Origin of the sequence: [Bacillus] caldolyticus (assembly GCF_003595605.1) — a bacterium.
GTDB classification, from domain to species: domain Bacteria; phylum Bacillota; class Bacilli; order Bacillales; family Anoxybacillaceae; genus Geobacillus; species Geobacillus thermoleovorans.
Map to the genome: position 1 here is coordinate 1,906,205 of NZ_CP025074.1, position 23,796 is coordinate 1,930,000.

Below are 23,796 nucleotides of genomic sequence, written 5' to 3' on the forward strand. Positions count from 1 at the left end.
AAGTGAAGGAGTTTTTCTCTCATGAACGTTCAAGTCAAAAAGGTCTATCGTAATGATTATTTGAATATAATAAGTGCCCTATTCAAGAAACTGGGCCTGCCCCAATTGATTGACCATCTCGTTCCCGTTGATCCACAGTGCCAGACTCGAGTCAGCGATGCCGTTCAGGCCATCATCTACAATCTGTTTGACGGCCGGCAAGCCCTCGTTCACGTGGAACGATGGGCTCAGGAGATCGATCTAGAGAAACTCATCCGTCCCGGTCTCCATCCTTCCTGGTTGAACGACGATGCCTTGGCTCGTCATCTCGACCGCTTGTATGAGGCCGACATTCACAAGGTGATCAGCACTTGCTTGATTCACATTTATCGCAAAGAAGGCCTTTCCCTCCGAGCCTTTCACGCCGATACGACGGACAAGACGGTTTACGGCGCGTATGAATCGGCCTCATTAGAGGCTTTGCAGATCACACATGGCTATAACCGCCATCATCGTTGGCAAAAACAGATCGGCTTCGGACTGGTCGGCAACGAGGACGGCATCCCGTTTTACGGCGATGTGCACGACGGCAACCTGCCTGACAAAACGTGGAATCCGGAGGTGCTGTCCCGTGTCCACGAACAGCTCAAACAAGCCAAGATGGAAGACGAATGGATTTACGTGGCCGATTCCGCCGCGATGACAAAAGACACTCTGGCGCAAACCAAAGCGGCCAACGCCTTTTTGATCACCCGAGGCCCTTCGTCGCTTCGGATCGTGAAACGGGCATTAGCGGAGGCCGATTCGCCTCACATCCCGTGGAGCGAACCCTTTACCCTGGCGGAGAGAAACGGCGCCACGTACCGGGTATGGGAAACATCCTCCACCTATGAAGGCCACCCCGTTCGGCTGATCGTCGTCGAATCGAGTGCGCTCGACCAGCGAAAAGGAAAGACGCTCGAAAAAGAACGAACCAAAGAAGCGGAGCTTCTTCGCGAGGAACAAGCCCATTGGGAGCGCCACCCTTTCTCCTGCCGGGAAGATGCCGAACAAGCCTTGGCGTCCCTCAAGGCGTCCCTTCGCCCCCGGTTTCATCGGGTTGAGGCCGCGGTCGAAGAGATCGTACGCCCGAAAAAACGGCGCGGACGGCCGAAAAAAGGGGCGGAACCCGAGGTGGAGACGCTGTATTTCTTGCACCTTGACGTCGAATTCGACCAAGACGCGTGGGAACAGGCGAGACGGAAAGCGTCCCGGTTTGTCCTTGTCACGACCGTTCCGAAGGAATGGAAGGGCCAACCCATGGATGCCCAAGAGATCTTGAAGCTGTATAAAGGGCAGATCTCGGTGGAAATGAACTTCGCTTTTTTGAAAGATCCGTTTTTCACGGATGAGATTTACGTCAAAAAACCAGAACGGGTCGCAGTATTAGGCTATTTGTTTCTGTTGGCCTTGGCTATTTACCGCGTTTTTCAGCGCCGAGTGCGTCAGTTTATTACTCCAGAACACCCGTTGAAGGGTCCTGGAGGCCGCAAGCTGACCCGGCCGACGGGACAGGCGATTTTTCAGCTGTTTCAATATGTGAACGTCGTCCTGTTCAAGCTGCCGGATGGGCGCATCCAACGCTCACTGGATCGCTCCCTTACCCCTGATCAGCGAAGGATTCTGCAGGGGTTGGGGCTGGATGAGAGCATTTACGTGTAACGTCATACGGAACGACCAGCGATGGTAAAAAAAGGATTGCCATCGCTCGTTGTGTTGGTCAAAAAGTTATTCTGAAAAACTAAATAAAAAATCCTTTGTTTTGACCTTGTTAGGGTGCGAAATGTGAGTCCAAAATTATACGTCATCCCCTCTGCACGGGAAATGTGCATATTTAGCATTTTATAATGCTACCACAATAAAAAAACGGTGTCAACATTTTTTCGCCTTTATGATATAATATCCTTTTTTCTTCGCGACGACTTCTACAGCAGGAAAGCATTCGTTCAGCTTTTGCAAGGCCGATGGGGCGCCTTGCTTTTTTTGAATGACGACCCATAGCTCGCCATGATCGAGCAGATGATCGCGGCTTTGTTCAAAAATCGCGTAAACGACCCGTTTGCCAGCCCGGATCGGCGGATTGGTGACGACCGCTGCAAATCGCTGTTCTCCGACTTCCGAAAAAAGATCGCTTTTGTAAATCACCGCATTGTCAATCCCGTTTGCCTGCTTGTTTTCCTGCGCCAGTTCGAGCGCCCGCTCGTTGACATCAATCATGTGAACGCGCCGGTTTGGAAACGATTTGGCCAAGGCAAGCCCGATCGGCCCATATCCGCAGCCGACATCCAACAAATCCCCAGCCACTCCCGGCTCCTCGAACGTTTCAATTAACAGGCGTGTGCCAAAGTCGACTTCGCGCTTTGAAAACACTCCGCTGTCGGTCGTAAAGCGGAATTCATGCCCCCGCAACACGTACGTCCACGTTTGCGGGTTTCGCTCCGACGTCGGATTGACTGAGTAATAATGCTCGCTCATCATCATCCCCTCCTCCTTGTCGACAGGCTGCACTGCCTTCCGTTATATAGTGTAACAAAAAAGAGGCCGTCCCTTGCTTCGGGCAAGCCTCTTTTTTCAATGGCGCAGCCATTACTTGATTTCGACTTTCGCGCCAGCTTCTTCGAGTTTTGCTTTGATTTCTTCTGCTTCTTCTTTCGCAATGCCTTCTTTGATCGGCTTCGGGGTGTTGTCGACCAAGTCTTTCGCTTCTTTCAGGCCGAGGCCAGTGATTTCGCGAACGACTTTGATGACTTTGATTTTTTGCGCGCCGGCGTCGGCAAGAATGACGTCGAATTCCGTTTTTTCTGCCGCTGCTTCAGCGCCAGCTGCTGCGCCGCCCGCGACAACAACCGGAGCCGCAGCTGTTACGCCGAATTCTTCCTCGATCGCTTTCACCAATTCGTTTAATTCCAATACGGTCATATTTTTCACTGCTTCAATGATTTGTTCTTTCGTCATCACAACTTCCTCCTTTGTTTTCTGAATGATTGTTAAGCACATATCGATGCGCCATTACGCGCCTTGTTCCTCTTGCTTGTCAGCCACCGCTTTAATCGCAAGCGCAAAGTTGCGGATCGGGGCTTGAAGAACGCTAAGCAACATCGAAAGCAACCCTTCGCGGGACGGGAGTTTCGCCAACGCATCGATTTCTTCTTTGCTGGCGATGTTCCCTTCGATGACGCCGCCTTTGATTTCCAATGCTTCATGCGTTTTCGCAAACTCGCTTAAAATTTTTGCCGGCGCCACGACATCTTCATTGCTGAAGGCGATGGCATTTGGACCGGTGAACACTTCATCCAGTCCTTCCAAGCCGACTTCCGCGAGCGCCCGGCGGGTCAAGGTGTTTTTGTACACTTTAAACTCGACGCCTGCCTCGCGCAGCTGTTTGCGCAACTCGGTCATTTCCGCCACGTTCAAGCCGCGGTAATCAACGATGACGGTTGCCTTGCTGGCCCGGAATTTGTCTGCGATTTCCGCGACCACTTGTTTTTTCAGTTCAATCGCGCTCGACACGTCCTGCACCTCCTGTAAGGAAAATGAGAGAATACCACTTATACCGTCTGCTCAATAAAAAACCTCCATGCCGCGTAGACATGGAGGTGTCGTTCAACGCACCGCCGCTCGTCCCCGACGCAGGGCGCGCTGTTCTATCGTCCACATACCTCGGTAGGAAATTAAGCCTCAAACAGGCACCTACTGTCTACGGTACAAATGATATTCATTTGTTCAGCCAAATGGCATTTTAACAGACGGACAAACAAAAGTCAACGGTTATTGTGCAACAGCAACCGTGGACGGGTCAACCTTGATGCCAGGGCCCATTGTCGATGTAATCGTGACGTTTTTCACGTACGTCCCTTTTGCCGCCGCCGGTTTGGCTTTCAAAATTGCTTCATAGACGGCCGCGAAGTTTTCAGCCAATTTCTCGTTGTCAAACGACACTTTGCCGATCGGAACATGGATGTTGCCCGCTTTGTCGACGCGGTATTCCACTTTACCAGCCTTGATTTCCTGCACCGCTTTTGCTACGTCAAACGTGACTGTTCCGGTTTTCGGGTTTGGCATCAACCCTTTCGGCCCTAAAATGCGGCCGAGTTTCCCGACTTCACCCATCATGTCCGGCGTAGCAACAACGACATCAAAGTCAAACCAACCTTGCTGGATTTTGTTGATATATTCTGCATCGCCGACATAGTCAGCGCCAGCCGCTTCTGCTTCTTTCGCTTTTTCCCCTTTCGCGAACACCAACACGCGCGCCACTTTCCCTGTGCCGTGCGGCAGGACGACGGCGCCGCGAATTTGTTGGTCCGCTTTTTTCGGGTCGACGCCCAAACGGAACGCCACTTCCACCGTGGCATCGAATTTCGCGATGTTCGTTTTTTTCACGAGCTCGATTGCTTCAGCAATCGGGTATGCTTTGGAGCGGTCGACGAGCTTCAATGCTTCTAAGTATTTCTTTCCTCTTTTCGGCATGTGAAAAATCCTCCTCGATTGTGGTTTTAGCGGAAAAACCTCCCACATTGAACGTTCTTCGCTTCTTTCGAAAACGAAGAAGCGGACGGATGCCCATTCATCGGGCCCGTCTTGCTGTTTTTGTTCATGGAGAGAGAGGTTGCCCAATGACGCAACCTCCCCTACAAACGACGCACCGGCTTTAGTCTTCAATCACAATGCCCATGCTGCGGGCCGTGCCTTCGATCATGCGCATGGCCGCCTCAATGCTCGCCGCATTCAAATCCGGCATTTTCAGCTCAGCGATCTCACGTACTTTGTCGCGTTTAATTGTCGCCACTTTGTTGCGGTTCGGTTCGCCGGAGCCCGATTCAATGCCCGCCGCTTTTTTCAGCAATACAGCGGCTGGCGGCGTTTTCGTGATGAATGTAAATGAACGGTCTTCAAAAACCGTAATTTCAACCGGAATGATCAACCCTGCTTGGTCCGCCGTGCGGGCATTAAACTCTTTGCAAAACGCCATAATATTGACACCGGCTTGACCCAACGCAGGACCTACTGGCGGCGCCGGATTCGCTTTCCCTGCAGGAATTTGCAGTTTGACGACCTTGATTACTTTTTTCGCCACGAGACACACCTCCTTAAGTCCGTGATGTGGTATTAGGGATTGCCCCTCCCACTCATCCGGCTCCGGTCTACTGAGCCGTTTTCCTATCTCCCGTTCAGTTGAGAGGATCAGCGTAAAAACAAAACGGCTCCCTTATACAAGTGTATAAGTTCACCGCCATATGTCTCCGTTTAAGAGACATACTGACTTTAAAATAGTATCACTTTTCCCTATCAATTGCAAGTTCTTTATCCATTAGATTTTTTCTATTTGCGAAAACTCAAGCTCCACCCGTGTTTCGCGCCCAAACATATCGACAAGCAGCTTCACTTTATGTTTATCCGGGTCAATCGCTTCAATTTTCCCTGTAAAGTTCGCAAACGGACCTTCTTTGATCCGCACCGTTTCATTTACCTCATAGTCTACGTCAACCTCGGCAAGCGGCATGCCCATCCGCTTCAAGATCATTTTTACTTCTTCCTCCATAAGCGGCGTCGGTTTCGAACCAGCTCCGCTTGAGCCGACAAATCCAGTGACGCCCGGCGTGTTGCGCACGACATACCATGAGTCATCCGTCATGACCATCTCAACGAGCACATAGCCAGGGAACACTTTCTTTTTCGTCGTTTTCCGTTTTCCGTTTTTGACGTCCGTCTCCGTCTCTTCCGGAACGACGACGCGAAAAATTTTATCTTTCATTCCCATCGATTCGACGCGTTTTTCCAAATTGGCTTTCACTTTGTTTTCATATCCCGAATATGTATGGACAACATACCAGTTTTTCTCCATCAACAAGCCTCCCCAAGGCGGTTTTCGTTTTGTTTTTTGCGCAAAACAAAAACCCGTTGCCGGGTTCCATACGCGCACGATTATCTTTCATTATAACATATCCTTTGTCCGCTTATTCAAACACGAGGCGAATCAACTCAGAAATGCCGAGGTCCACAACGGCAAAAAAGACGGTGAAAAACGCCACCGTGGCCAACACGACCGCCGTGTAGTTCACTAACTCCTTCCGGTTTGGCCAACTCACTTTTTTCAGCTCGCGTACGACTTCTTTTAAAAAGTTGATTACTCGCTGCATCACTCGTACCTCCATCATCGTTCAAAACTATCTCCACCGTCTATTTCGTTTCACGATGGATTGTATGTTTGTTGCATGTTGAGCAAAACTTGTTGGCCATAAGGCGCTCACCAAGGCGACGTATTTGTTTTGCTGCCGTATAGTTTCGGCTTGCGCACTGCACGCAAGCCAGCGTCACTTTTTGGCGCATCAGCATTCCACCGTTCCTGCGAGATGTCCATAAAAATTTATCATATTGGCTGTTTCGCTGTCAATGACATCTTTTGATGCGGCGTTGCGATGCTATAAACTGATCTCGCGGTATTCCAAATATTTCTCGAGCTTCCGCTTGACGCGTTGCAACGCGTTGTCGATCGACTTGACATGGCGGTTCAGCTCTTCGGAAATTTCCTGGTATGAGCGTCCATCCAAATACAAAGCGAGCACTTTCCGCTCGAGGTCGCTGAGCAGTTCCGCCATCTTTAGTTCAATATCATCGACTTCCTCGCGGTTGACAATCAATTGTTCCGGGTCCGTCACCTGCGTGCCGGACAACACATCCATCAGCGTCCGGTCAGATTCATCGTCATAAATCGGCTTATCCAAGGAAACGTAAGAGTTGAGCGGAATATGCTTTTGGCGGGTCGCCGTTTTAATCGCGGTAATCATTTGCCTTGTGATGCAAAGTTCTGCAAACGCTTTAAATGAGGAAAGCTTGTCCCCCTTAAAATCACGGACGGCCTTATACAGACCGATCATTCCTTCCTGCACGATATCTTCCCGATCAGCTCCGACTAAAAAATAGGAGCGAGCTTTGGCGCGCACAAAGTTTTGATATTTATGGATTAAAAAATCAAGTGCTTCCCCATCCCCTTCGTGAACGAGCGCAACAAGCTGCTCATCGTCCAGCTGATGATAACCTTTCCCTTTCATTGCTTTCAAGCATTCCCCCACGCTGATCCCCCCGACCGCATCAATCGCTAACATGTATTATACAGGACAAATTTTTACAGCGTCAACCGCTCATTTTTCTCCTCTTCGCCATTTTTCAAAAATTTCAGCAATTCTATCATTTAGCGGGACTTTGGAGATCGGAGTGCGTTGCCGCATCGCTTTTACTTTTTGGGAAATGTCCCGCTCAACCGTCTCGACTTCATCCAATAGCTCGCGCGCCGACTTGCGCAGGGCGCCTTGGCCGAACACCGTCCATTGTTCGGTGTAGTCGGAGGTAGCGACATACACTTTTGTGCGCGCATTCATCAATGTTTTCGCCAACCGTTCAATTCGCTCATCGGCCGTCTCATGTTCCTTTGTAAAAATGACATCGACGTCGTAATGTTTATACTTTTTCTCGTTTCCTTGCACGAGGTGGGCATCGAATACGATCACGACATGGTCCCCGGTGAATCCTTTGTAGTCAGCCATTTTTTCAATCAATAAATCCCTTGCCGCTGCCAGATCGCCCTCTTCTTTCAGCCGGCGCAGCTCCGGCCAAGCACCGATCATGTTATAGCCGTCGACAATCAAAATGTTCATTCGCTATTCTCCCAACGGATACCGCTTCCGGTACACCTCGTACATGAGCAGGCTGGCGGCGACAGAGGCATTGAGTGAGGTGACATGGCCGCGCATCGGCAACCGGAACAAGAAATCGCACTTTTCAAGCACTAGGCGGCTGATCCCTTTTCCTTCGCTCCCGATTACGAGCGCCAACGGCATCGTGCCATCGAGCGAGCGGTAGTCGTCTTGAGCCGATGCATCCGTTCCGGCTACCCACACTCCGCGCTCTTTCAGCTCGTCAATCGTCCGCGCCAAGTTTGTCACACGCGCGACCGGAACGTGCTCAATCGCCCCGGTCGACGCCTTCGCCACCGTTTGGGTCAGCCCGACCGAACGCCGCTTCGGAATAATGAGGCCGTGCGCCCCGACCGCATCAGCGGTGCGCATGATGGCCCCTAAATTATGCGGATCCTCAAGCTCATCCAAGATGAGAAAAAACGGCGCCTCGCCCCGCTCGGCGGCGCGAGCGAACAAGTCATCAATTTCATAGTAGCGGTAAGCCGCCGCCTGAGCGATCACCCCTTGATGAGCTCCTTCAGCCATCTGATCAAGCTTGCGCTTCGGGACATATTGGACGAGCACGCCCCGCCGCTTTGCCCATTCAAGCACAGGTTCGACGGTATGGCGCTGCGCCCCTTCCGCGATCCAAATTTTATTGATGTCGCGCCCGGCTTTGAGCGCTTCAATGACCGGATTTTTGCCGATAATGTAGTCCATCATTCCAACGCCCTTTCTTCCCTTTCAATAATGGCAAACGAACGGCCGATCAGCTCATCAACCCGCTTTTCATTATTAACCAAAAAATGATAACCGATGAGCGCCTCAAAGGCCGTGCTATGCCGGTATGTTTGCACATCCGTATTTTTCGGGATTGTGCCTGATTTGGCATTGCGGCCGCGGCGGACGATGTCCTTTTCCTCCTCGGTCAGGACGCCCTCGTCAAGCAACGCCAAAATCACTCGCGCTTGCGCCCGCGCCGACACATAGCGGACCGCCCGCCGATGCAGCTCATGCGGCCGCACGCTGCCGCCAGCAAGCAAATGGCGTCGCACATACACCTCGTACACGGCGTCGCCAATATAGGCAAGCGCCAGTCCATTTAACTGCTTCACATCGTTGACCGTTTCAAACTCCGCCATCATCGCGTGCTATCCCCGTTTCCATCTCGTTCCTTGCGGCGTGTCTTCCAAAATAATGTTTTTCGCTCTCAACTCGTCGCGAATGCGGTCGGCCAGCGCAAAATCGCGGTTTTTCCGCGCTTCATTGCGCTTTTGGATCAACGCCTCGATTTCCTCATCAAGCAGCTCATCCTGCTTCAAGGTGAGTCCAAGTACGTCCGCCAGCTGTTCGAACTCGCGCAAAAACGCGTGAATGACCTTCTCGGATGTCGTTTTTTCCTGCAAGTACAAGTTGGCCTGCTTCGCCAGTTCAAACAATACGGCAATGCCGTTCGCCGTGTTGAAATCGTCGTCCATTTCACGGATGAACGAGGCGCGGATGTCGGCAATGCGCGAAACCCATTCCTCGTCATTGTCCGTTAAGTTCGTGCTTGCCTGCAGGCGATGCTGCAAATTGCTGTACGCCGTCTTCAGGCGCTCGAGTCCGCGCCGCGCACTCTCAAGCAGTTCCTCGCTGTAGTTGATCGGATGGCGGTAATGCACCGACAGCATGAAAAAACGCAGCACTTGCGGGTCGATCTCCCGGATGATATCGTGAACGAGCACGAAATTGCCAAGCGACTTCGACATTTTTTCGTTGTTAATATTTAAATACCCATTGTGCAGCCAATATTTCGCGAACGGTTTGCCGGTCAGCGCCTCCGACTGGGCGATTTCGTTTTCATGGTGCGGGAATGTCAAGTCCTGGCCGCCGGCGTGGATATCGATCGTATCGCCCAAATATTTGCGCGCCATCGCCGAGCATTCGATATGCCAACCAGGCCGCCCTTTCCCCCATGGACTGTCCCAACAAATTTCTCCTTCCTTCGCTGCTTTCCAAAGGGCGAAATCAAGTGGATCGTCTTTTTTCTCCCCAATTTCGATGCGCGCCCCAGCTTGCAGCTCATCGATCGATTGATGAGACAGCTTGCCGTATTCGCGGAACTTGCGCGTCCGGTAATACACGTCGCCGTCGACTTCGTAGGCATATCCTTTGTCAATGAGCGCCTGAATGAATTCGATAATCGTATCAATGTTTTCGGTCACCCGCGGATGGATGTCCGCTTTTTTGCAGCCAAGCGCCTGAATGTCTTCAAAATACGCCTCAATAAACCGCTCAGCGATCGCCGGCACGCTCTCGCCGAGCTCGCGGGCCGCTTTGATCAACTTGTCATCGACGTCGGTAAAGTTCGATACATACGTCACATCATAGCCGCGGAACTCCAAATAGCGGCGGATCGTGTCAAAAACGATGGCGGCCCGAGCATTGCCGATGTGAATATAATTATAGACGGTCGGGCCGCACACATACATTTTCACTTTATTCGGCTCCAGCGGCTCAAACGGTTCTTTTTTTCGCGTCAGTGTATTATAAAGCCGGATGCTGCTCATACTCGTTCTTCCTTTCTTGTTGTTTCAATGCCTCAAGCTCGCTTTTCAGCCGGGCGATTTCCTCTTCAAGCTCCCGAAACCGGTCGGCGATCGGGTCAGGAAGGTCGGTATGGTTTAAATCTTTCTTCACTTTCACCCCGTCGCGCACAACGACGCGGCCCGGAATGCCAACGACGGTCGAATTGGGCGGTACGTCTTTTAACACGACCGACCCAGCGCCGATTTTCGAGTTTTCCCCGATCGTAATCGAACCGAGCACTTTTGCGCCGGCAGCGATCAAACAGTTGTCTTTGATCGTCGGGTGCCGCTTCCCTTTTTCTTTCCCTGTCCCGCCTAATGTGACCCCTTGATAGACGGTGACATTGTCGCCGATTTCGCACGTTTCGCCGATCACCACGCCCATGCCGTGGTCGATGAAAAAGCGGCGGCCGATTTTCGCGCCCGGATGGATTTCAATGCCAGTGAAAAAGCGGCTGATTTGCGAAATCAAGCGGGCAAGAAAGTAAAATTTCCGCTTGTAAAGCGCATGGGCGATCCGATGCGCCCAGATGGCATGCAGGCCGGAATACGTTAAAATGACTTCCAAATAGCTTCTCGCCGCCGGGTCTTGCTCAAAAATGACCTCAATATCCTCTTTTAACGTTTTAAACATAATGTCCTCCCTCCACCCTCTAAGTTGTCTTGAATAAAAAAGCGTCCCTGTGCCGAAGACACAGAGACGCTTTTGGCGCGGTTCCACTCTGTTTAGCGAAACGGGGCGCCGTTTCGCTCACTCGATTCCGATAACGGAGATGCTCCGCTCCCCTCTACTGCAGAACGTCTCTGTTCCGGTTCGAAAGGAGACTCCGAGGCGCACTTCAGACAGCACCGAACATAAGCCGCTTCCAGCCAAGGCGGCTCTCTCTGGGATGCCGATGCTTCCTACTTCTCCTCGTCAACGCTTTTTCTTTATGCGCTTGTTCCATCGAAACTTTATATTATTATACCACATCCATCATGCAAACGTGCATAGAGGCCGATTAAAATTTTTCTTGCAACGCCCGCTCCAGCCGCTCGATCACTTTTTCTTTGCCGAGCAACTGAATGGCAAACGGCAGCTCCGGTCCGTGCGTTTGTCCCGTCACCGCCGCGCGGATCGGCATAAACAACTTTTTCCCTTTTTGCCCGGTCGCCTTTTGCACCGCTTTAATGGCCGCTTTAATCTCGTCTGCCGTAAACGGCTCAAGCTCACGCACGCTCTCAAGGAAGGTGGAAAGCACAGCCGGCACTTGCTCTTCAGCAAGCACTTGACGTGCCTCGTCCTCGTAGTCGATTTCTTCTTTAAAGAACAGCTCAGACAGCGGGACGATCTCCGCCCCGTAGCTCATTTGCTCTTGATACAAAGCAATTAAATCGCGCGCCCATTGCCGCTGTTCGTCCGTCATATCCGCCGGCAGGCGCCCGGCTTTCACTAAATGCGGCAAGGCCAGCTCGACAAGCCGGTCAAGATCAAGCTTTTTGATATATTGGTTGTTCATCCATGTCAGCTTTTTCGTATCAAACATGGACGGCGATTTTGACAGCCGGGAGACATCGAACATGCGGATCAGTTCGTCTTTCGTAAAAATTTCTTCCTCTCCTTCCGGCGACCAGCCAAGCAAAGCGAAAAAGTTGAACATCGCTTCCGGCAAATAGCCAAGTTCTTTGTATTGCGAGACGAACTGAATGATGGATTCATCGCGCTTCGACAGCTTTTTCCGCTGCTCGTTGACGATCAACGTCAAGTGCGCGAACTGCGGCGGCTCCCAGCCGAAGTACTCATATACCATGAGCTGCTTCGGCGTATTGGACAAATGTTCCTCACCGCGAAACACATGGCTGATTTCCATTAAATGGTCGTCGATGACAACAGCGAAATTGTATGTCGGAATGCCATTCGCCTTGACAATCACCCAATCGCCGCCGACATCTTTCGATTCAAACACCACTTTGCCGCGCACTAAATCGTAAAACTCGTACGTTTTCCCTTCCGGCACCTTCAGGCGGATCGTATACGGCTTCCCTTGCGCCTCGAGCTCCGCGACCTGCTCCGGCGTCAAATGGCGGCATTTGCCGCTGTACTGCGGAGCGGCGATGCCGGCCGCCCGCTGCGCCTCCCGCTCGCGCTCGAGCTCTTCCGGCGTGCAAAAACATTTGTACGCATGCCCTTGCTCAAGCAATTCATTCACATATTTTCGGTAAATATCGAGCCGCTCCGTTTGCCGGTACGGCCCGTAGCCGCCATCTTGATCAATCGATTCATCATAATCAATGCCGAGCCATTTTAAGTTTTCGAGCTGCGACTTTTCGCCGCCTTCGACGTTCCGTTCAATATCCGTATCCTCGATGCGGACGATCATTTTTCCACCGTGATGGCGGGCAAACAAATAGTTAAACAGCGCTGTCCGCGCCCCGCCGATATGCAAATGGCCGGTTGGGCTCGGCGCATAGCGCACGCGCACCTCTTTTGCCATCATCCAAACCCTCCACTTCCATCAAAGCTTGTGCTATTATTGTACCGTTTATCGCGGCAAAGTTCAAAACAGACAGCTCTCGCCTAAGCCGCACCACGCCGCCGACGCCCCCCCTTTACACCTCCTAGCCAGGACGGCGAACAAAGCGCTTATGTATTAAAGAACGAGGCCTTCCCAAATGATGTTGCCAAAGGCCGCTCCATTAGCTTTTTTGCAGCAAGACGACCGCCTGGGCGGCAATGCCTTCCTCCCGCCCAGTGAATCCAAGCTTCTCCGTCGTCGTTGCCTTCACATTGACTTGCGAGCGCTCGGCTTCCAGCAACCGAGCGATCACCGCCCTCATTTCTTCAATATATGGCGCCAGCTTCGGCTTTTGTGCGATGATCGTGCAGTCGGCGTTCACGAGCCTATACCCTTCCTGCCGAGCGAGCGCCCATACGTGCGCCAACAGCTCAGCCGAGTCGGCATCTTTAAAGCGCGGATCTGTGTCTGGAAAATGCCGGCCGATATCGCCGGCGCCGATTGCCCCAAGGCATGCGTCCGCCACCGCATGAAGCAGCACGTCGGCATCTGAGTGGCCGAGCAGCCCCTTTTCATACGGAATAGTAACGCCGCCAATGATCAGCGGACGCCCTTCAACAAGCTGATGGACGTCAAACCCTTGTCCAATGCGAAACATCTCTCCACCCCCATCTATTCGGCCATCCGGCTTGCCAAAATCGCTTCAGCAAACAAAAGGTCCTCCGGCGTCGTCAGCTTAATATTGCGATAATCCCCCTCAATGATCTTCACCGGCTTGCCGATTCGCTCCACAAGGCTGGCGTCATCCGTGCCGAGATAGCCAGCCTGTTTCGCCGCTTCGTGCGCTTCCATGATCAAAGACAGACGAAAAGCTTGTGGCGTCTGCACCGCCCACAAGCTGGAACGATCAATCGTCTGTTCGACAAACAAACCGTTCGCTTTTTTGATCGTATCTTTCACCCGCACTGCCGGGATCGCCGCCCCGTACTGAACAGCGGCGTTCACTAGCTCGTGCAAATGATGGACGCGGACAAACGGGCGGGCGCCGTCATGGATGAGAACAATCTCCTCCCCCGCGAGCGCCTGCAATCCGTTATAGACGCTATGCTGCCGCTCCTCGCCGCCGTCGGTAAGCGCGGCGACTTTTTGAATGCGAAAGCGGGCGAGCAGCTGCTCAAATCGGCTTCGCTCGGCTGGGTTGACGACGAGCACGATGCGGGTGCACCGCTCATCGCGCTCAAACACGTTCAGCGTCCGAACGATGAGCGGCTCACCGCCAAGCTCAAGGAATTGCTTGTTCATGCCGGCGTTCATCCGCTTTCCCCGCCCGGCCGCCAAGACAATCGCTTCGTAATTCATTGGCCGTTTCCCCTATTCGTTTTACAACGCTTTTTGCAGCAGTTTCAATTTGGCAAAAATCATTCTCCCCGCAGATGTTTGTAACACGCTGGTGACTAAAACGTCAACCCGTTTGCCGATATATTCTTTGCCATCTTCAACGACGATCATCGTCCCGTCGTCCAAATAGGCCACGCCTTGGTTATGCTCCTTCCCATCTTTAATGACGTGTACGTTCAGCTCCTCGCCTGGCAGCACGACCGGTTTGACGGCATTCGCTAAATCGTTGATATTCAAAACACGCACGTTTTGCAGCTCACATACTTTGTTTAAATTGAAATCGTTCGTCACGACAACGCCTTGAAGTTGCTTCGCCAGCTTGACGAGTTTGCTGTCGACTTCCTGGACGTCGCTGAAATCCGCTTCATGGATTTCCACTTTCATCGCCATTTCTTTTTGAATGCGGTTCAAAATATCCAAGCCGCGGCGGCCGCGGTTCCGCTTCAGCACATCGGACGAATCGGCGATATGCTGCAATTCTTCGAGCACAAACCGCGGAATGACAAGCGGCCCTTCCAAAAACCCGGTTTGGCAAATGTCTGCGATCCGCCCGTCGATGATGACGCTCGTATCCAAAATTTTCACAGCACCGCCCTTTGACGGTTCGTTTTCCGCTTCTCCACCTTTTTTCTTTGCCATGCGATTGGACAAGGAAAATAAGTTCATCAACTCATTCCGTTTCTTTAAACCGACGCGAAACCCTAAGTAGCCAAGCAACACCGTCAAAAAAATCGGCAACACCGTATTCAACACTTGAATGTGAAACGACTGCAACGGCATGACAACGAAAAACGCGATAATAAGACCGAAAATCAGCCCGAGACTGCCAAACAGCACGTCGGCGGCCGGCGCCTTCACGAGCGTTTCCTCCACCCAGCGAATCATGTCGACCACATAATCGACAAGCCAAAACGTCAACAAAAAGAAAACGACTGCCCCCAGCACCGCCAGCGTATAAGAATTATTGAGAAGCGGCATGCCGCTCACATTCATCACCTTAAGCAAGTCAGGAAAAAACATGGCGCCTAACGTTCCGCCCACGGCGAGGAAAAATAATTGCACAATGCGTTTGACCATCAGCCCATCTTCACCTCCCTATTTAACATTATAAACAGTTTCCAATGTTTGAAACCAATTGGAAGGCAATTTTTAATCGTTTTTGAACATTCGACATCTGCTTGTAACAATAGCAGAAAACGCCGGCCAAACGCCGTAGTTGTTTCGGATCTCCCTACTATATTTTTACGTACATCAGAGCGAAAAGGTTCAATCCTTTTAGGCTGTTTATGCCTCTGCTTGAGCACTTAAGAATGAAGAGGCGATGAATTTTTGATCGCTCATATCCCCTTGGACACGAAGAAGCGGGCCGCGCAGGCGAAAGAGCGATTAACACATTGTATGCTCAAGCGCCTCGGCCACATGCGAAACACCGATCACTTGCACACCTTTTGGCGGCTGCCAGCCGGCTAAATTGTTTTTTGGCACAATGATGCGGGAAAAGCCTAATTTTACCGCCTCCTGCACGCGCTGTTCGATGCGCGAGACGCGGCGCACCTCTCCAGTTAAGCCGACTTCGCCGATAATGACATCCGCCGGATTCGTCGGCCGATCGCGAAAGCTCGAGGCGATGCTGACAGCGACCGCCAAGTCAATTGCCGGCTCATCAAGCTTCACGCCGCCCGCCACTTTCAAATAAGCATCTTGGTTTTGCAACAGCAGCCCAACCCGCTTTTCGAGCACGGCCATCAAAAGCGACACACGGTTATGGTCAAGGCCGGTCGCCATCCGTCTCGGGTTGCCGAAGCTCGTCGGCGAGACGAGCGCCTGGATTTCCACGAGCACCGGCCGCGTCCCTTCCATCGCCGCCACGACCGTCGAGCCAGCCGCTCCGCGCGACCGTTCTTCTAAAAACACTTCTGATGGGTTTTCCACTTCCTTCAGCCCAATGTCGCGCATCTCAAAAATGCCGATTTCGTTCGTTGAGCCAAAACGGTTTTTCACCGCTCGCAAAATGCGATACGTATGGTGTCGCTCCCCTTCAAAATAGAGAACGGTGTCCACCATATGTTCGAGCAGGCGCGGCCCGGCGATCGCCCCTTCCTTCGTCACATGACCGACGATAAAAATGGCAATGCCTTTTGTTTTCGCCAGCTTCATCAGCTCGGCCGTGCATTCGCGCACTTGGGCGACGCTGCCCGGTGCAGAGGAAATATCGGTGCGATACACCGTCTGAATCGAATCAATGATGACACAAGCAGGTTGAACCGTTTCAACCGCTGCCACAATGTATTCCAAATCTGCTTCCGCCAACACGTACAGCTGATCGCACTCCGCACGAAGGCGTCCAGCGCGCAGCTTTACTTGTTTGACCGATTCCTCACCGGAGACATACAGCACTTGATGCCCAGCGGCGGCCAGCTGCGCCGATGTTTGCAAAAGCAACGTTGATTTGCCAATGCCAGGGTCGCCGCCGATCAAAACGAGCGAACCTTTGACGATTCCACCGCCCAGCACGCGATCGAGCTCCGCGCTGTTCGTTTTCATGCGCGGCTCTTGCACCGCCTCCACGGCTGTAATCGGGACCGGTTTGGCCGAACCCGCCCGCTCCGAATGAAGAAATGCGCCGCGCACAGTCGGTTTCTCCTGCTCAATTTCCTCAACAAACGAATTCCATGTTTGGCATCCCGGACAGCGTCCAAGCCATTTGGCCGACTCATATCCACACTCTTGGCAAACGAACTTCGTTTTCTTCTTCGCCATCGATCTTAACCCTTTCTGTAACGTTTTCCAACGAAAAAAAGGCATGGGCAGGAAGCTGCCGCATGCCTTTTCTTCCCTCACACGACCGCTTGTTTCGACAATACGACAAACTCCCCGTCTTTGACATCCACGACGACTTTTTGCCCTTTGGCGATCGTGCCTTTTAACAATTCTTCGGACAAACGGTCTTCAACATGCTTTTGCAAGGCGCGGCGCAGCGGGCGGGCACCGTATTCTGGATCGAACCCTTCGGCGGCGATTTTCTCAATGGCGGCCTCCGTCAGCTCAAGATCAATGTCTTGCTCTTTCAGCCGCTTCACGAGCGTATCGGCCATCAATCGGACGATTTGTTTCAGATGGTCTTTTTCGAGCGAATGGAAGACGATGATTTCGTCGATCCGGTTTAAAAACTCTGGACGGAATGCTTTTTTCAGCTCATCCATCACTTTGCTTTTCATATCTTTGTATTGCTGGTTCCCGTCTTGAATGTTGAAGCCAACGTACTTATTCCGTTTCAGCGCATCGGCGCCGACGTTGGACGTCATGATGATGATCGTGTTGCGGAAGTCGACCGTCCGCCCTTTCGAGTCAGTCAGCCGCCCATCTTCCAACACTTGCAGCAAAATATTGAACACGTCCGGATGCGCTTTTTCCATCTCATCTAACAGGACAACCGAATACGGCTTGCGGCGCACTTTTTCCGTCAGCTGGCCGCCTTCTTCATAACCGACATACCCCGGCGGCGACCCGATGAGCCGCGATGTCGAGTGTTTTTCCATATACTCGGACATATCGATGCGAATGAGGGCGTCTTCATCGCCAAACATCGCTTCTGCCAAGGCTCGAGCCAACTCCGTTTTCCCAACCCCGGTCGGACCAAGGAAAATGAACGAACCGATCGGGCGTTTCGGGTCTTTCAGGCCAGCACGGGCGCGGCGCACCGCTTTGGCGACCGCTTTGACCGCCTCGTCTTGGCCGACGACACGCGAATGCAAAATTTCTTCCAGCTTGAGCAGCCGCTCCGTTTCCGTCTCAGCGAGCTTCGATACCGGAATGCCGGTCCAACTCGAGACGACCGCGGCGATGTCTTCGACCGTCACTTCCAAATTTTCTTGGCCTTGTTTTTCTTTCCACGCACGTTTCGTTTCCTCCAGTTCTTCGCGCAGCCGCTGTTCCATATCGCGCAGCGACGCCGCTTTCTCAAACTCTTGGCTTTGCACGGCCGCGTCTTTTTCTTTCCGCACTTCCTCGAGCTTTTGTTCAAGTTCTTTCAATTTCGGCGGTGCGGTGAACGAACGAAGGCGCACTTTCGAGCAAGCCTCGTCGATCAAATCGATCGCCTTATCCGGCAAGAAACGGTCGGTAATGTAGCGGTCGGACAACTTGACGGCTTGCACGATCGCCTCGTCGGAAATCGAAACGCGGTGGTGCGCTTCATACCGATCGCGCAACCCTTTTAAAATTTGGATCGATTCTTCCACTGTCGGTTCATCAACGTAAATCGGCTGAAAGCGGCGTTCAAGCGCGGCGTCTTTTTCAATATATTTCCGGTATTCATCGAGCGTTGTCGCGCCGATGCATTGAAGCTCCCCGCGCGCCAACGCCGGTTTCAAAATGTTCGACGCGTCGATCGCTCCTTCCGCCCCACCGGCGCCAATTAATGTATGCAGCTCATCGATAAACAAGATGATGTTGCCCGCTTGACGAATTTCATCCATCACTTTTTTCAGTCGGTCTTCAAATTCTCCACGGTATTTCGTTCCGGCGACGACTGTCCCCATATCGAGCGTCATGACCCGCTTGTCGCGCAGCGTTTCCGGCACTTCGTTATTGACGATTTGTTGGGCTAACCCTTCAGCAATGGCCGTTTTCCCAACGCCCGGCTCGCCGATCAACACCGGATTATTTTTCGTCCGCCGGCTTAATACTTCAATGACGCGCTGAATTTCTTTACTGCGGCCGATGACCGGGTCCAGCCGCCCTTCGCGGGCAATCGCTGTCAAATCGCGGGCGAGGCTGTCAAGCGTCGGAGTGCTCACGTGCGAAGCACCGCCGCCATGGCCTGACATCGACTCATTGCTGCCAAGCAGCTGCAACACTTGCTGGCGCGCTTTGTTCAAGCTTACTCCCAAGTTGTTCAGCACGCGGGCGGCCACCCCTTCGCCTTCGCGGATCAACCCAAGCAAAATATGTTCTGTGCCGACGTATGAATGGCCGAGCTTCCGCGCTTCATCCATCGACAGCTCAATCACTTTTTTCGCCCGCGGCGTATAGTGGATCGTATGCGACACTTCACTGCCACGGCCGATGAGCGATTCGACTTCTTTTTGAATTTTATCTGGGCCGAGCCCAAGCGCCATGAGCGCCTTAGCCGCGATCCCCTCGCCCTCGCGGATGAGGCCGAGCAAAATATGTTCTGTGCCGATATTGTTATGGCCGAGGCGAATGGCTTCTTCCTGCGCCAGCGCCAGCACTTTTTGCGCCCGTTCCGTAAATCTGCCAAACATCATCGTTCATCACCCTCCATCTTTCTTCGTTCCTCCATCTTTAAACGCTCCCGGATCAGCGCCGCGCGGCGGACGTCCCGTTCTTCAGGGCGAAGCGCCCCGCCGGCATATTGCTGCAAAAATCCCGGCTGCGTCAAAATCATCAGCTCATTTAAAATGTTGCGCGAGATGTTCTTGATATATCCTAGATCAATCCCTAAGCGAACATCGGACAGACATTGCGCCGCTTCTTTCGATTCGATGACGCGGCAGTTGGCCAGTATGCCGTATGAACGGAACACCTTGTCTTCTAATTGTATGCCCAAAGTTTTCACTAATGCCTGACGAGCCGCTCTTTCTTGGGCGATCAGCTGCTGAACGATCGTATGCAAATCAGCAACAATGTCTTCCTCCGATTTCCCAAGCGTGATCTGGTTGGAAATTTGGAATATATTTCCCAACGCTTCACTCCCTTCACCGTATGTTCCACGGACAACAAGCCCAAGCTGGTTGATGGCAGGAATAATACGGTTAATTTGCTGCGTCAGCACAAGCGCCGGAAGATGCATCATCACCGAAGCCCGCAATCCCGTCCCGACATTGGTCGGGCAGCTCGTTAAATAACCAAGCCGCTCGTCAAAGGCATAGTTGACATACCCTTCAATCCAATCGTCCAATTCGCTCGCCGCCTCGAGAGCCTCAGCAAGCTGCAACCCCGGGAATAGGCATTGGATGCGGATATGATCCTCCTCGTTGATCATGATGCTGATTTCTTCATTTTCCGAAAGCAGACAAGCGCCAAACGGCGAATCCTCAGCCAGATGCGGACTAATTAAGTGTTTTTCTACCAATACCCGTTTTTCAATCGGCTGAAGCTCCGACATTTTCAACAACTCGAAGCGGCCTGCCCCTCCGTAAGAACGATGGGCGAACGTCCGTTCAAACAACGCGACGATTTGCATCGCTTCTTCACTGCTAAACAGCGTTGGAAAACGAAAGTCAACGATGTTGCGCGCCAGTCGGATGCGACTGCTTAAGACGATGTCCGAATCCGGCCCCTCTTGGCTCATCCACGCGCTGACCGCCGTATTGAAAAACTTCTCGAACGACATACCGCTTACATATCCCCCTCTCCGCGTCGACGCAGTTCATCCTCCAACGAGCGGATTTGGTCGCGCACCTCGGCCGCCCGCTCGAATTCCTCACGAGCAACGAGCTCCTGAAGCTTTTGTTTCAACATAGCAAGTTGCTTGCGCAAATGGAGAACGCCGCCTTTTCGCTTCGGAATTTTTCCTGAATGAGCGGTATTGCCGCTATGGAGCCGTTTCAAAATCGGCGGCAAGTAGCGTGCAAACGTCCGGTAGCAGTTAGCGCAGCCGAACCGCCCGATTTGTGTGAATTGATGGTATGTCATTTGGCACGTCTCACATTGAAGTACATCCGGGTTCGGAAACGCGTTCGCCGTCATCTCTTTCATCGGCGCTTGAAAGTTAAGAAGCCCCGCCAACAAGTTGTTGAGTGAAAAATCATCATTGCCGTAGAACGTAAACATATGGCCATGCTCTCTGGCACATTGCTCGCAAAGATGGAACTCCGTTTTCTCTCCGTTTACAATTTTTGTAAAGTGCATCGTGGCCGGCCGCTGCTTGCATTCTTGGCAAATCAATGCCTCCCCCTCCCCCTATTTGTATTTCAGCGACGTCAGCATCGCTTTTAACATGCGGGCCCGCAGTTCGTCCCGCTCGGGCAAATCGATATATAAAACAGAACGATCCATAGCGCTTAACATAATTTTCGCTTCCCGCTCCGAAATTACCTTTTCTTCAACGAGACGTTTTACCACATCTTCGGCATTCGATTGGCTGATGCGGTGGCCGACAAGCTCGAGCAGCTGGTCAATAAGCTGTGCTTCACTCTTTGTCTTCACTTTCATAATGCGGATATACCCACCGCCACCGCGCTTGCTTTCAACGATGTACCCTCTTTCAAGGGTAAACCTCGTATTGATGACATAGTTGATCTGCGACGGAACACATTGGAATTTATTAGCGATTTCGCTTCGTTTAATTTCAACGATATCTTGGTCGCTCATATTGAGCACTTGCTTTAAATATTGCTCAATGATGTCGGAAATGTTCGGCACTCTACCTACCACCTTCCTTACAACCAAGCTGCCTGGCGATGGGCCGTCCGCTGACCAGGACACCCCACTGCCTATTTGTTGACTTTGACTATATTTGACCTTACTCTTACTATACAATGTATTACGGAAAATTTCAAGAGTGACCAAAGAAGGAAAACTAACTATAGAATATCCGTTTTTTTGGACAATAAAACGTCAAGCAGCCGAATAAATGAAAAAGCACGCCTTTTCTTCCAAGGAAAGAAAAGACGTGCTTTCCATTTTGCCTAGCAGCGACCTACTCTTGCAGGGGCGCTGGCCCCAACTACCATCGGCGCTGGAGGGCTTAACTTCCGTGTTCGGGATGGGAACGGGTGTTTCCCCTCCGCCATAGCCACTAGGCAATGATGATCATCTTGGACAGTAATTATTATATCCATCCTGTTGGATTTGTCAACAGGATGTTCATTCCCTCAAAACTAGATAACCGTTGGAAGAAGCCGCTCATAGGTCAAGCCCTCGATCGATTAGTATCCGTCAGCTCCACGTGTCGCCACGCTTCCACCTCGGACCTATCGACCTCGTCATCTTCGAGGGATCTTACCCGCTTTGCGCGGTGGGAAATCTCATCTTGAGGGGGGCTTCACGCTTAGATGCTTTCAGCGCTTATCCCGTCCGCACATAGCTACCCAGCGGTGCCCCTGGCGGGACAACTGGTACACCAGCGGTGCGTCCATCCCGGTCCTCTCGTACTAAGGACAGCTCCTCTCAAATTTCCTCCGCCCGCGACGGATAGGGACCGAACTGTCTCACGACGTTCTGAACCCAGCTCGCGTACCGCTTTAATGGGCGAACAGCCCAACCCTTGGGACCGACTACAGCCCCAGGATGCGATGAGCCGACATCGAGGTGCCAAACCTCCCCGTCGATGTGGACTCTTGGGGGAGATCAGCCTGTTATCCCCGGGGTAGCTTTTATCCGTTGAGCGATGGCCCTTCCATGCGGAACCACCGGATCACTAAGCCCGACTTTCGTCCCTGCTCGACCTGTCCGTCTCGCAGTCAAGCTCCCTTGTGCCTTTGCACTCTCCGAATGATTTCCAACCATTCTGAGGGAACCTTTGGGCGCCTCCGTTACCTTTTGGGAGGCGACCGCCCCAGTCAAACTGCCCACCTGACACTGTCTCCCACCCCGCTAAGGGGTGCGGGTTAGAATTTCAATACCGCCAGGGTGGTATCCCACCGCCGCCTCCACCGAAGCTGGCGCTCCGGCTTCCCAGGCTCCCACCTATCCTGTACAAGCGATACCAAAATTCCATATCAGGCTGCAGTAAAGCTCCACGGGGTCTTTCCGTCCTGTCGCGGGTAACCTGCATCTTCACAGGTAGTATAATTTCACCGGGTCTCTCGTTGAGACAGCGCCCAAGTCGTTACACCTTTCGTGCGGGTCGGAACTTACCCGACAAGGAATTTCGCTACCTTAGGACCGTTATAGTTACGGCCGCCGTTTACTGGGGCTTCGGTTCGCACCTTCGCTTCCGCTAAGCGCTCCCCTTAACCTTCCAGCACCGGGCAGGTGTCAGCCCCTATACGTCGCCTTTCGGCTTCGCAGAGACCTGTGTTTTTGATAAACAGTCGCTTGGGCCTTTTCACTGCGGCTCTTCAGGGCTCTTCACCCCAAAGAGCACCCCTTCTCCCGAAGTTACGGGGTCATTTTGCCGAGTTCCTTAACGAGAGTTCTCCCGCGCGCCTTAGGATTCTCTCCTCGCCTACCTGTGTCGGTTTGCGGTACGGGCACCTCTTCCCTCGCTAGAGGCTTTTCTTGGCAGTGTGAAATCGGGGACTTCCGGATCAATCCGTCGCCGTCACCGCTTAGCCTTATGATCCGCGGATTTGCCTGCGGATCAGCCTCACGGCTTGGACAGGCTCTTCCAGCCGCCTGCTCGCCCTATCCTCCTGCGTCCCCCCATCGCTCAAACGGGAAGAAGGTGGTACAGGAATCTCAACCTGTTGTCCATCACCTACGCCTTTCGGCCTCGGCTTAGGTCCCGACTAACCCTGAGCGGACGAACCTTCCTCAGGAACCCTTAGGCTTTCGGCGCAGAGGATTCTCACCTCTGTTTTCGCTACTCATACCGGCATTCTCACTTCTAAGCGCTCCACCAGTCCTTCCGGTCTGGCTTCTCTGCCCTTAGAACGCTCCCCTACCGATGACCAACGGTCATCCCGCAGCTTCGGCGGCACGTTTAGCCCCGGTACATTTTCGGCGCAG

General features: G+C 52.5%; 24 protein-coding genes, 2 rRNA genes and 2 other annotated features (1 of these 28 running past the window's edge). Of the genes, 1 reads left to right on the plus strand and 25 read right to left on the minus strand.

All coding sequences use genetic code 11. The features are described 5' to 3' along the window. The first annotated feature begins 21 nt into the window (after positions 1-21). Entirely contained in the window at positions 22-1,680 is a 1,659-nt protein-coding gene (locus tag CWI35_RS09935; protein WP_011229657.1) for an IS1634 family transposase, read from the plus strand. 210 nt (positions 1,681-1,890) lie between these two features. On the opposite strand, the gene CWI35_RS09945 is transcribed toward CWI35_RS09935, so the two are convergent. The 25 genes from CWI35_RS09945 to CWI35_RS10065 form a co-directional block, all read right to left on the minus strand. Then, complete coding sequence (locus CWI35_RS09945; protein WP_025039126.1) at positions 1,891-2,493, minus strand: class I SAM-dependent methyltransferase; 603 nt, start codon at positions 2,491-2,493, stop codon at positions 1,891-1,893. A gap of 111 nt (positions 2,494-2,604) precedes the next feature. Then, positions 2,605-2,973: a 50S ribosomal protein L7/L12 gene (rplL, locus tag CWI35_RS09950; RefSeq protein ID WP_012820484.1), complete on the minus strand. Its 369-nt coding sequence runs from the start codon at positions 2,971-2,973 to the stop codon at positions 2,605-2,607. A gap of 54 nt (positions 2,974-3,027) precedes the next feature. Further along, complete coding sequence (gene rplJ / locus CWI35_RS09955) at positions 3,028-3,528, minus strand: 50S ribosomal protein L10 (protein WP_011229610.1); 501 nt, start codon at positions 3,526-3,528, stop codon at positions 3,028-3,030. Positions 3,529-3,575: 47 nt separating this feature from the next. Further along, positions 3,576-3,739 (minus strand) — a sequence feature (ribosomal protein L10 leader region). Positions 3,740-3,786: 47 nt separating this feature from the next. Further along, the gene (gene rplA, locus CWI35_RS09960) at positions 3,787-4,488 is read right to left on the minus strand and encodes a 50S ribosomal protein L1 (protein ID WP_011229609.1); all 702 of its coding nucleotides are present in this window, start codon (positions 4,486-4,488) and stop codon (positions 3,787-3,789) included. Positions 4,489-4,669: 181 nt separating this feature from the next. Beyond that, positions 4,670-5,095, minus strand: coding sequence for a 50S ribosomal protein L11 (gene rplK, locus CWI35_RS09965; RefSeq protein WP_011229608.1), 426 nt, complete (start codon positions 5,093-5,095; stop codon positions 4,670-4,672). Between the two features lie 234 nt (positions 5,096-5,329). Further along, positions 5,330-5,863, minus strand: a complete 534-nt coding sequence (nusG, locus tag CWI35_RS09970) for a transcription termination/antitermination protein NusG (protein WP_011229607.1) — start codon at positions 5,861-5,863, stop codon at positions 5,330-5,332. Positions 5,864-5,975: 112 nt separating this feature from the next. Further along, positions 5,976-6,158: a preprotein translocase subunit SecE gene (secE, locus tag CWI35_RS09975; RefSeq protein WP_012820481.1), complete on the minus strand. Its 183-nt coding sequence runs from the start codon at positions 6,156-6,158 to the stop codon at positions 5,976-5,978. 40 nt (positions 6,159-6,198) lie between these two features. Further along, the gene (gene rpmG / locus CWI35_RS09980) at positions 6,199-6,354 is read right to left on the minus strand and encodes a 50S ribosomal protein L33 (RefSeq protein ID WP_369792889.1); all 156 of its coding nucleotides are present in this window, start codon (positions 6,352-6,354) and stop codon (positions 6,199-6,201) included. 86 nt (positions 6,355-6,440) lie between these two features. Continuing rightward, positions 6,441-7,070 carry an RNA polymerase sporulation sigma factor SigH gene (gene sigH, locus CWI35_RS09985; RefSeq protein WP_020278980.1) on the minus strand — a complete coding sequence of 210 codons (630 nt, stop codon included), beginning with the start codon at positions 7,068-7,070 and terminating at the stop codon, positions 6,441-6,443. A gap of 90 nt (positions 7,071-7,160) precedes the next feature. Beyond that, the gene (locus tag CWI35_RS09990) at positions 7,161-7,673 is read right to left on the minus strand and encodes an NYN domain-containing protein (RefSeq protein WP_011229603.1); all 513 of its coding nucleotides are present in this window, start codon (positions 7,671-7,673) and stop codon (positions 7,161-7,163) included. A 3-nt stretch (positions 7,674-7,676) separates the two neighbouring features. Continuing rightward, positions 7,677-8,414, minus strand: coding sequence for a 23S rRNA (guanosine(2251)-2'-O)-methyltransferase RlmB (rlmB, locus tag CWI35_RS09995; RefSeq protein ID WP_011229602.1), 738 nt, complete (start codon positions 8,412-8,414; stop codon positions 7,677-7,679). Continuing rightward, the gene (locus CWI35_RS10000; protein WP_012820476.1) at positions 8,414-8,839 is read right to left on the minus strand and encodes a Mini-ribonuclease 3; all 426 of its coding nucleotides are present in this window, start codon (positions 8,837-8,839) and stop codon (positions 8,414-8,416) included. Before CWI35_RS10000 ends, rlmB begins: the two co-directional genes overlap by 1 nt. A 6-nt stretch (positions 8,840-8,845) precedes the next feature. After that, a complete protein-coding gene (cysS, locus tag CWI35_RS10005) occupies positions 8,846-10,246 on the minus strand; it encodes a cysteine--tRNA ligase (protein ID WP_011229600.1) in 1,401 nt (466 codons plus the stop codon). After that, a complete protein-coding gene (cysE, locus tag CWI35_RS10010; protein WP_012820475.1) occupies positions 10,224-10,898 on the minus strand; it encodes a serine O-acetyltransferase in 675 nt (224 codons plus the stop codon). Before cysE ends, cysS begins: the two co-directional genes overlap by 23 nt. A gap of 59 nt (positions 10,899-10,957) precedes the next feature. Beyond that, positions 10,958-11,193, minus strand: a binding site (T-box leader). Between the two features lie 72 nt (positions 11,194-11,265). Then, the gene (gltX, locus tag CWI35_RS10015) at positions 11,266-12,738 is read right to left on the minus strand and encodes a glutamate--tRNA ligase (RefSeq protein ID WP_011229598.1); all 1,473 of its coding nucleotides are present in this window, start codon (positions 12,736-12,738) and stop codon (positions 11,266-11,268) included. A gap of 202 nt (positions 12,739-12,940) precedes the next feature. After that, positions 12,941-13,417 (minus strand): 2-C-methyl-D-erythritol 2,4-cyclodiphosphate synthase, encoded by a 477-nt coding sequence (gene ispF / locus CWI35_RS10020; RefSeq protein ID WP_119877709.1) that lies wholly within the window; start codon positions 13,415-13,417, stop codon positions 12,941-12,943. Between the two features lie 14 nt (positions 13,418-13,431). Then, positions 13,432-14,118 carry a 2-C-methyl-D-erythritol 4-phosphate cytidylyltransferase gene (gene ispD / locus CWI35_RS10025; protein WP_011229596.1) on the minus strand — a complete coding sequence of 229 codons (687 nt, stop codon included), beginning with the start codon at positions 14,116-14,118 and terminating at the stop codon, positions 13,432-13,434. Positions 14,119-14,139: 21 nt separating this feature from the next. Next, positions 14,140-15,234 carry a PIN/TRAM domain-containing protein gene (locus CWI35_RS10030; protein ID WP_011229595.1) on the minus strand — a complete coding sequence of 365 codons (1,095 nt, stop codon included), beginning with the start codon at positions 15,232-15,234 and terminating at the stop codon, positions 14,140-14,142. A 309-nt stretch (positions 15,235-15,543) separates the two neighbouring features. Then, entirely contained in the window at positions 15,544-16,917 is a 1,374-nt protein-coding gene (gene radA, locus CWI35_RS10035) for a DNA repair protein RadA (protein ID WP_011229594.1), read from the minus strand. Positions 16,918-16,994: 77 nt separating this feature from the next. Continuing rightward, on the minus strand, positions 16,995-19,427 hold the full coding sequence (gene clpC, locus CWI35_RS10040; RefSeq protein WP_011229593.1) for an ATP-dependent protease ATP-binding subunit ClpC: 2,433 nt from the start codon (positions 19,425-19,427) through the stop codon (positions 16,995-16,997). Next, complete coding sequence (locus tag CWI35_RS10045) at positions 19,424-20,515, minus strand: protein-arginine kinase McsB (protein ID WP_011229592.1); 1,092 nt, start codon at positions 20,513-20,515, stop codon at positions 19,424-19,426. Before CWI35_RS10045 ends, clpC begins: the two co-directional genes overlap by 4 nt. Positions 20,516-20,520: 5 nt before the next feature. Further along, entirely contained in the window at positions 20,521-21,069 is a 549-nt protein-coding gene (locus tag CWI35_RS10050) for a protein-arginine kinase activator protein McsA (protein ID WP_011229591.1), read from the minus strand. 15 nt (positions 21,070-21,084) lie between these two features. After that, positions 21,085-21,546, minus strand: coding sequence for a transcriptional regulator CtsR (ctsR, locus tag CWI35_RS10055; protein ID WP_011229590.1), 462 nt, complete (start codon positions 21,544-21,546; stop codon positions 21,085-21,087). A 264-nt stretch (positions 21,547-21,810) separates the two neighbouring features. Then, positions 21,811-21,927 (minus strand): 5S ribosomal RNA (gene rrf, locus CWI35_RS10060). A gap of 105 nt (positions 21,928-22,032) precedes the next feature. Continuing rightward, positions 22,033-23,796, minus strand: a 23S ribosomal RNA gene (locus tag CWI35_RS10065) (it continues 1,166 nt past the right edge of the window).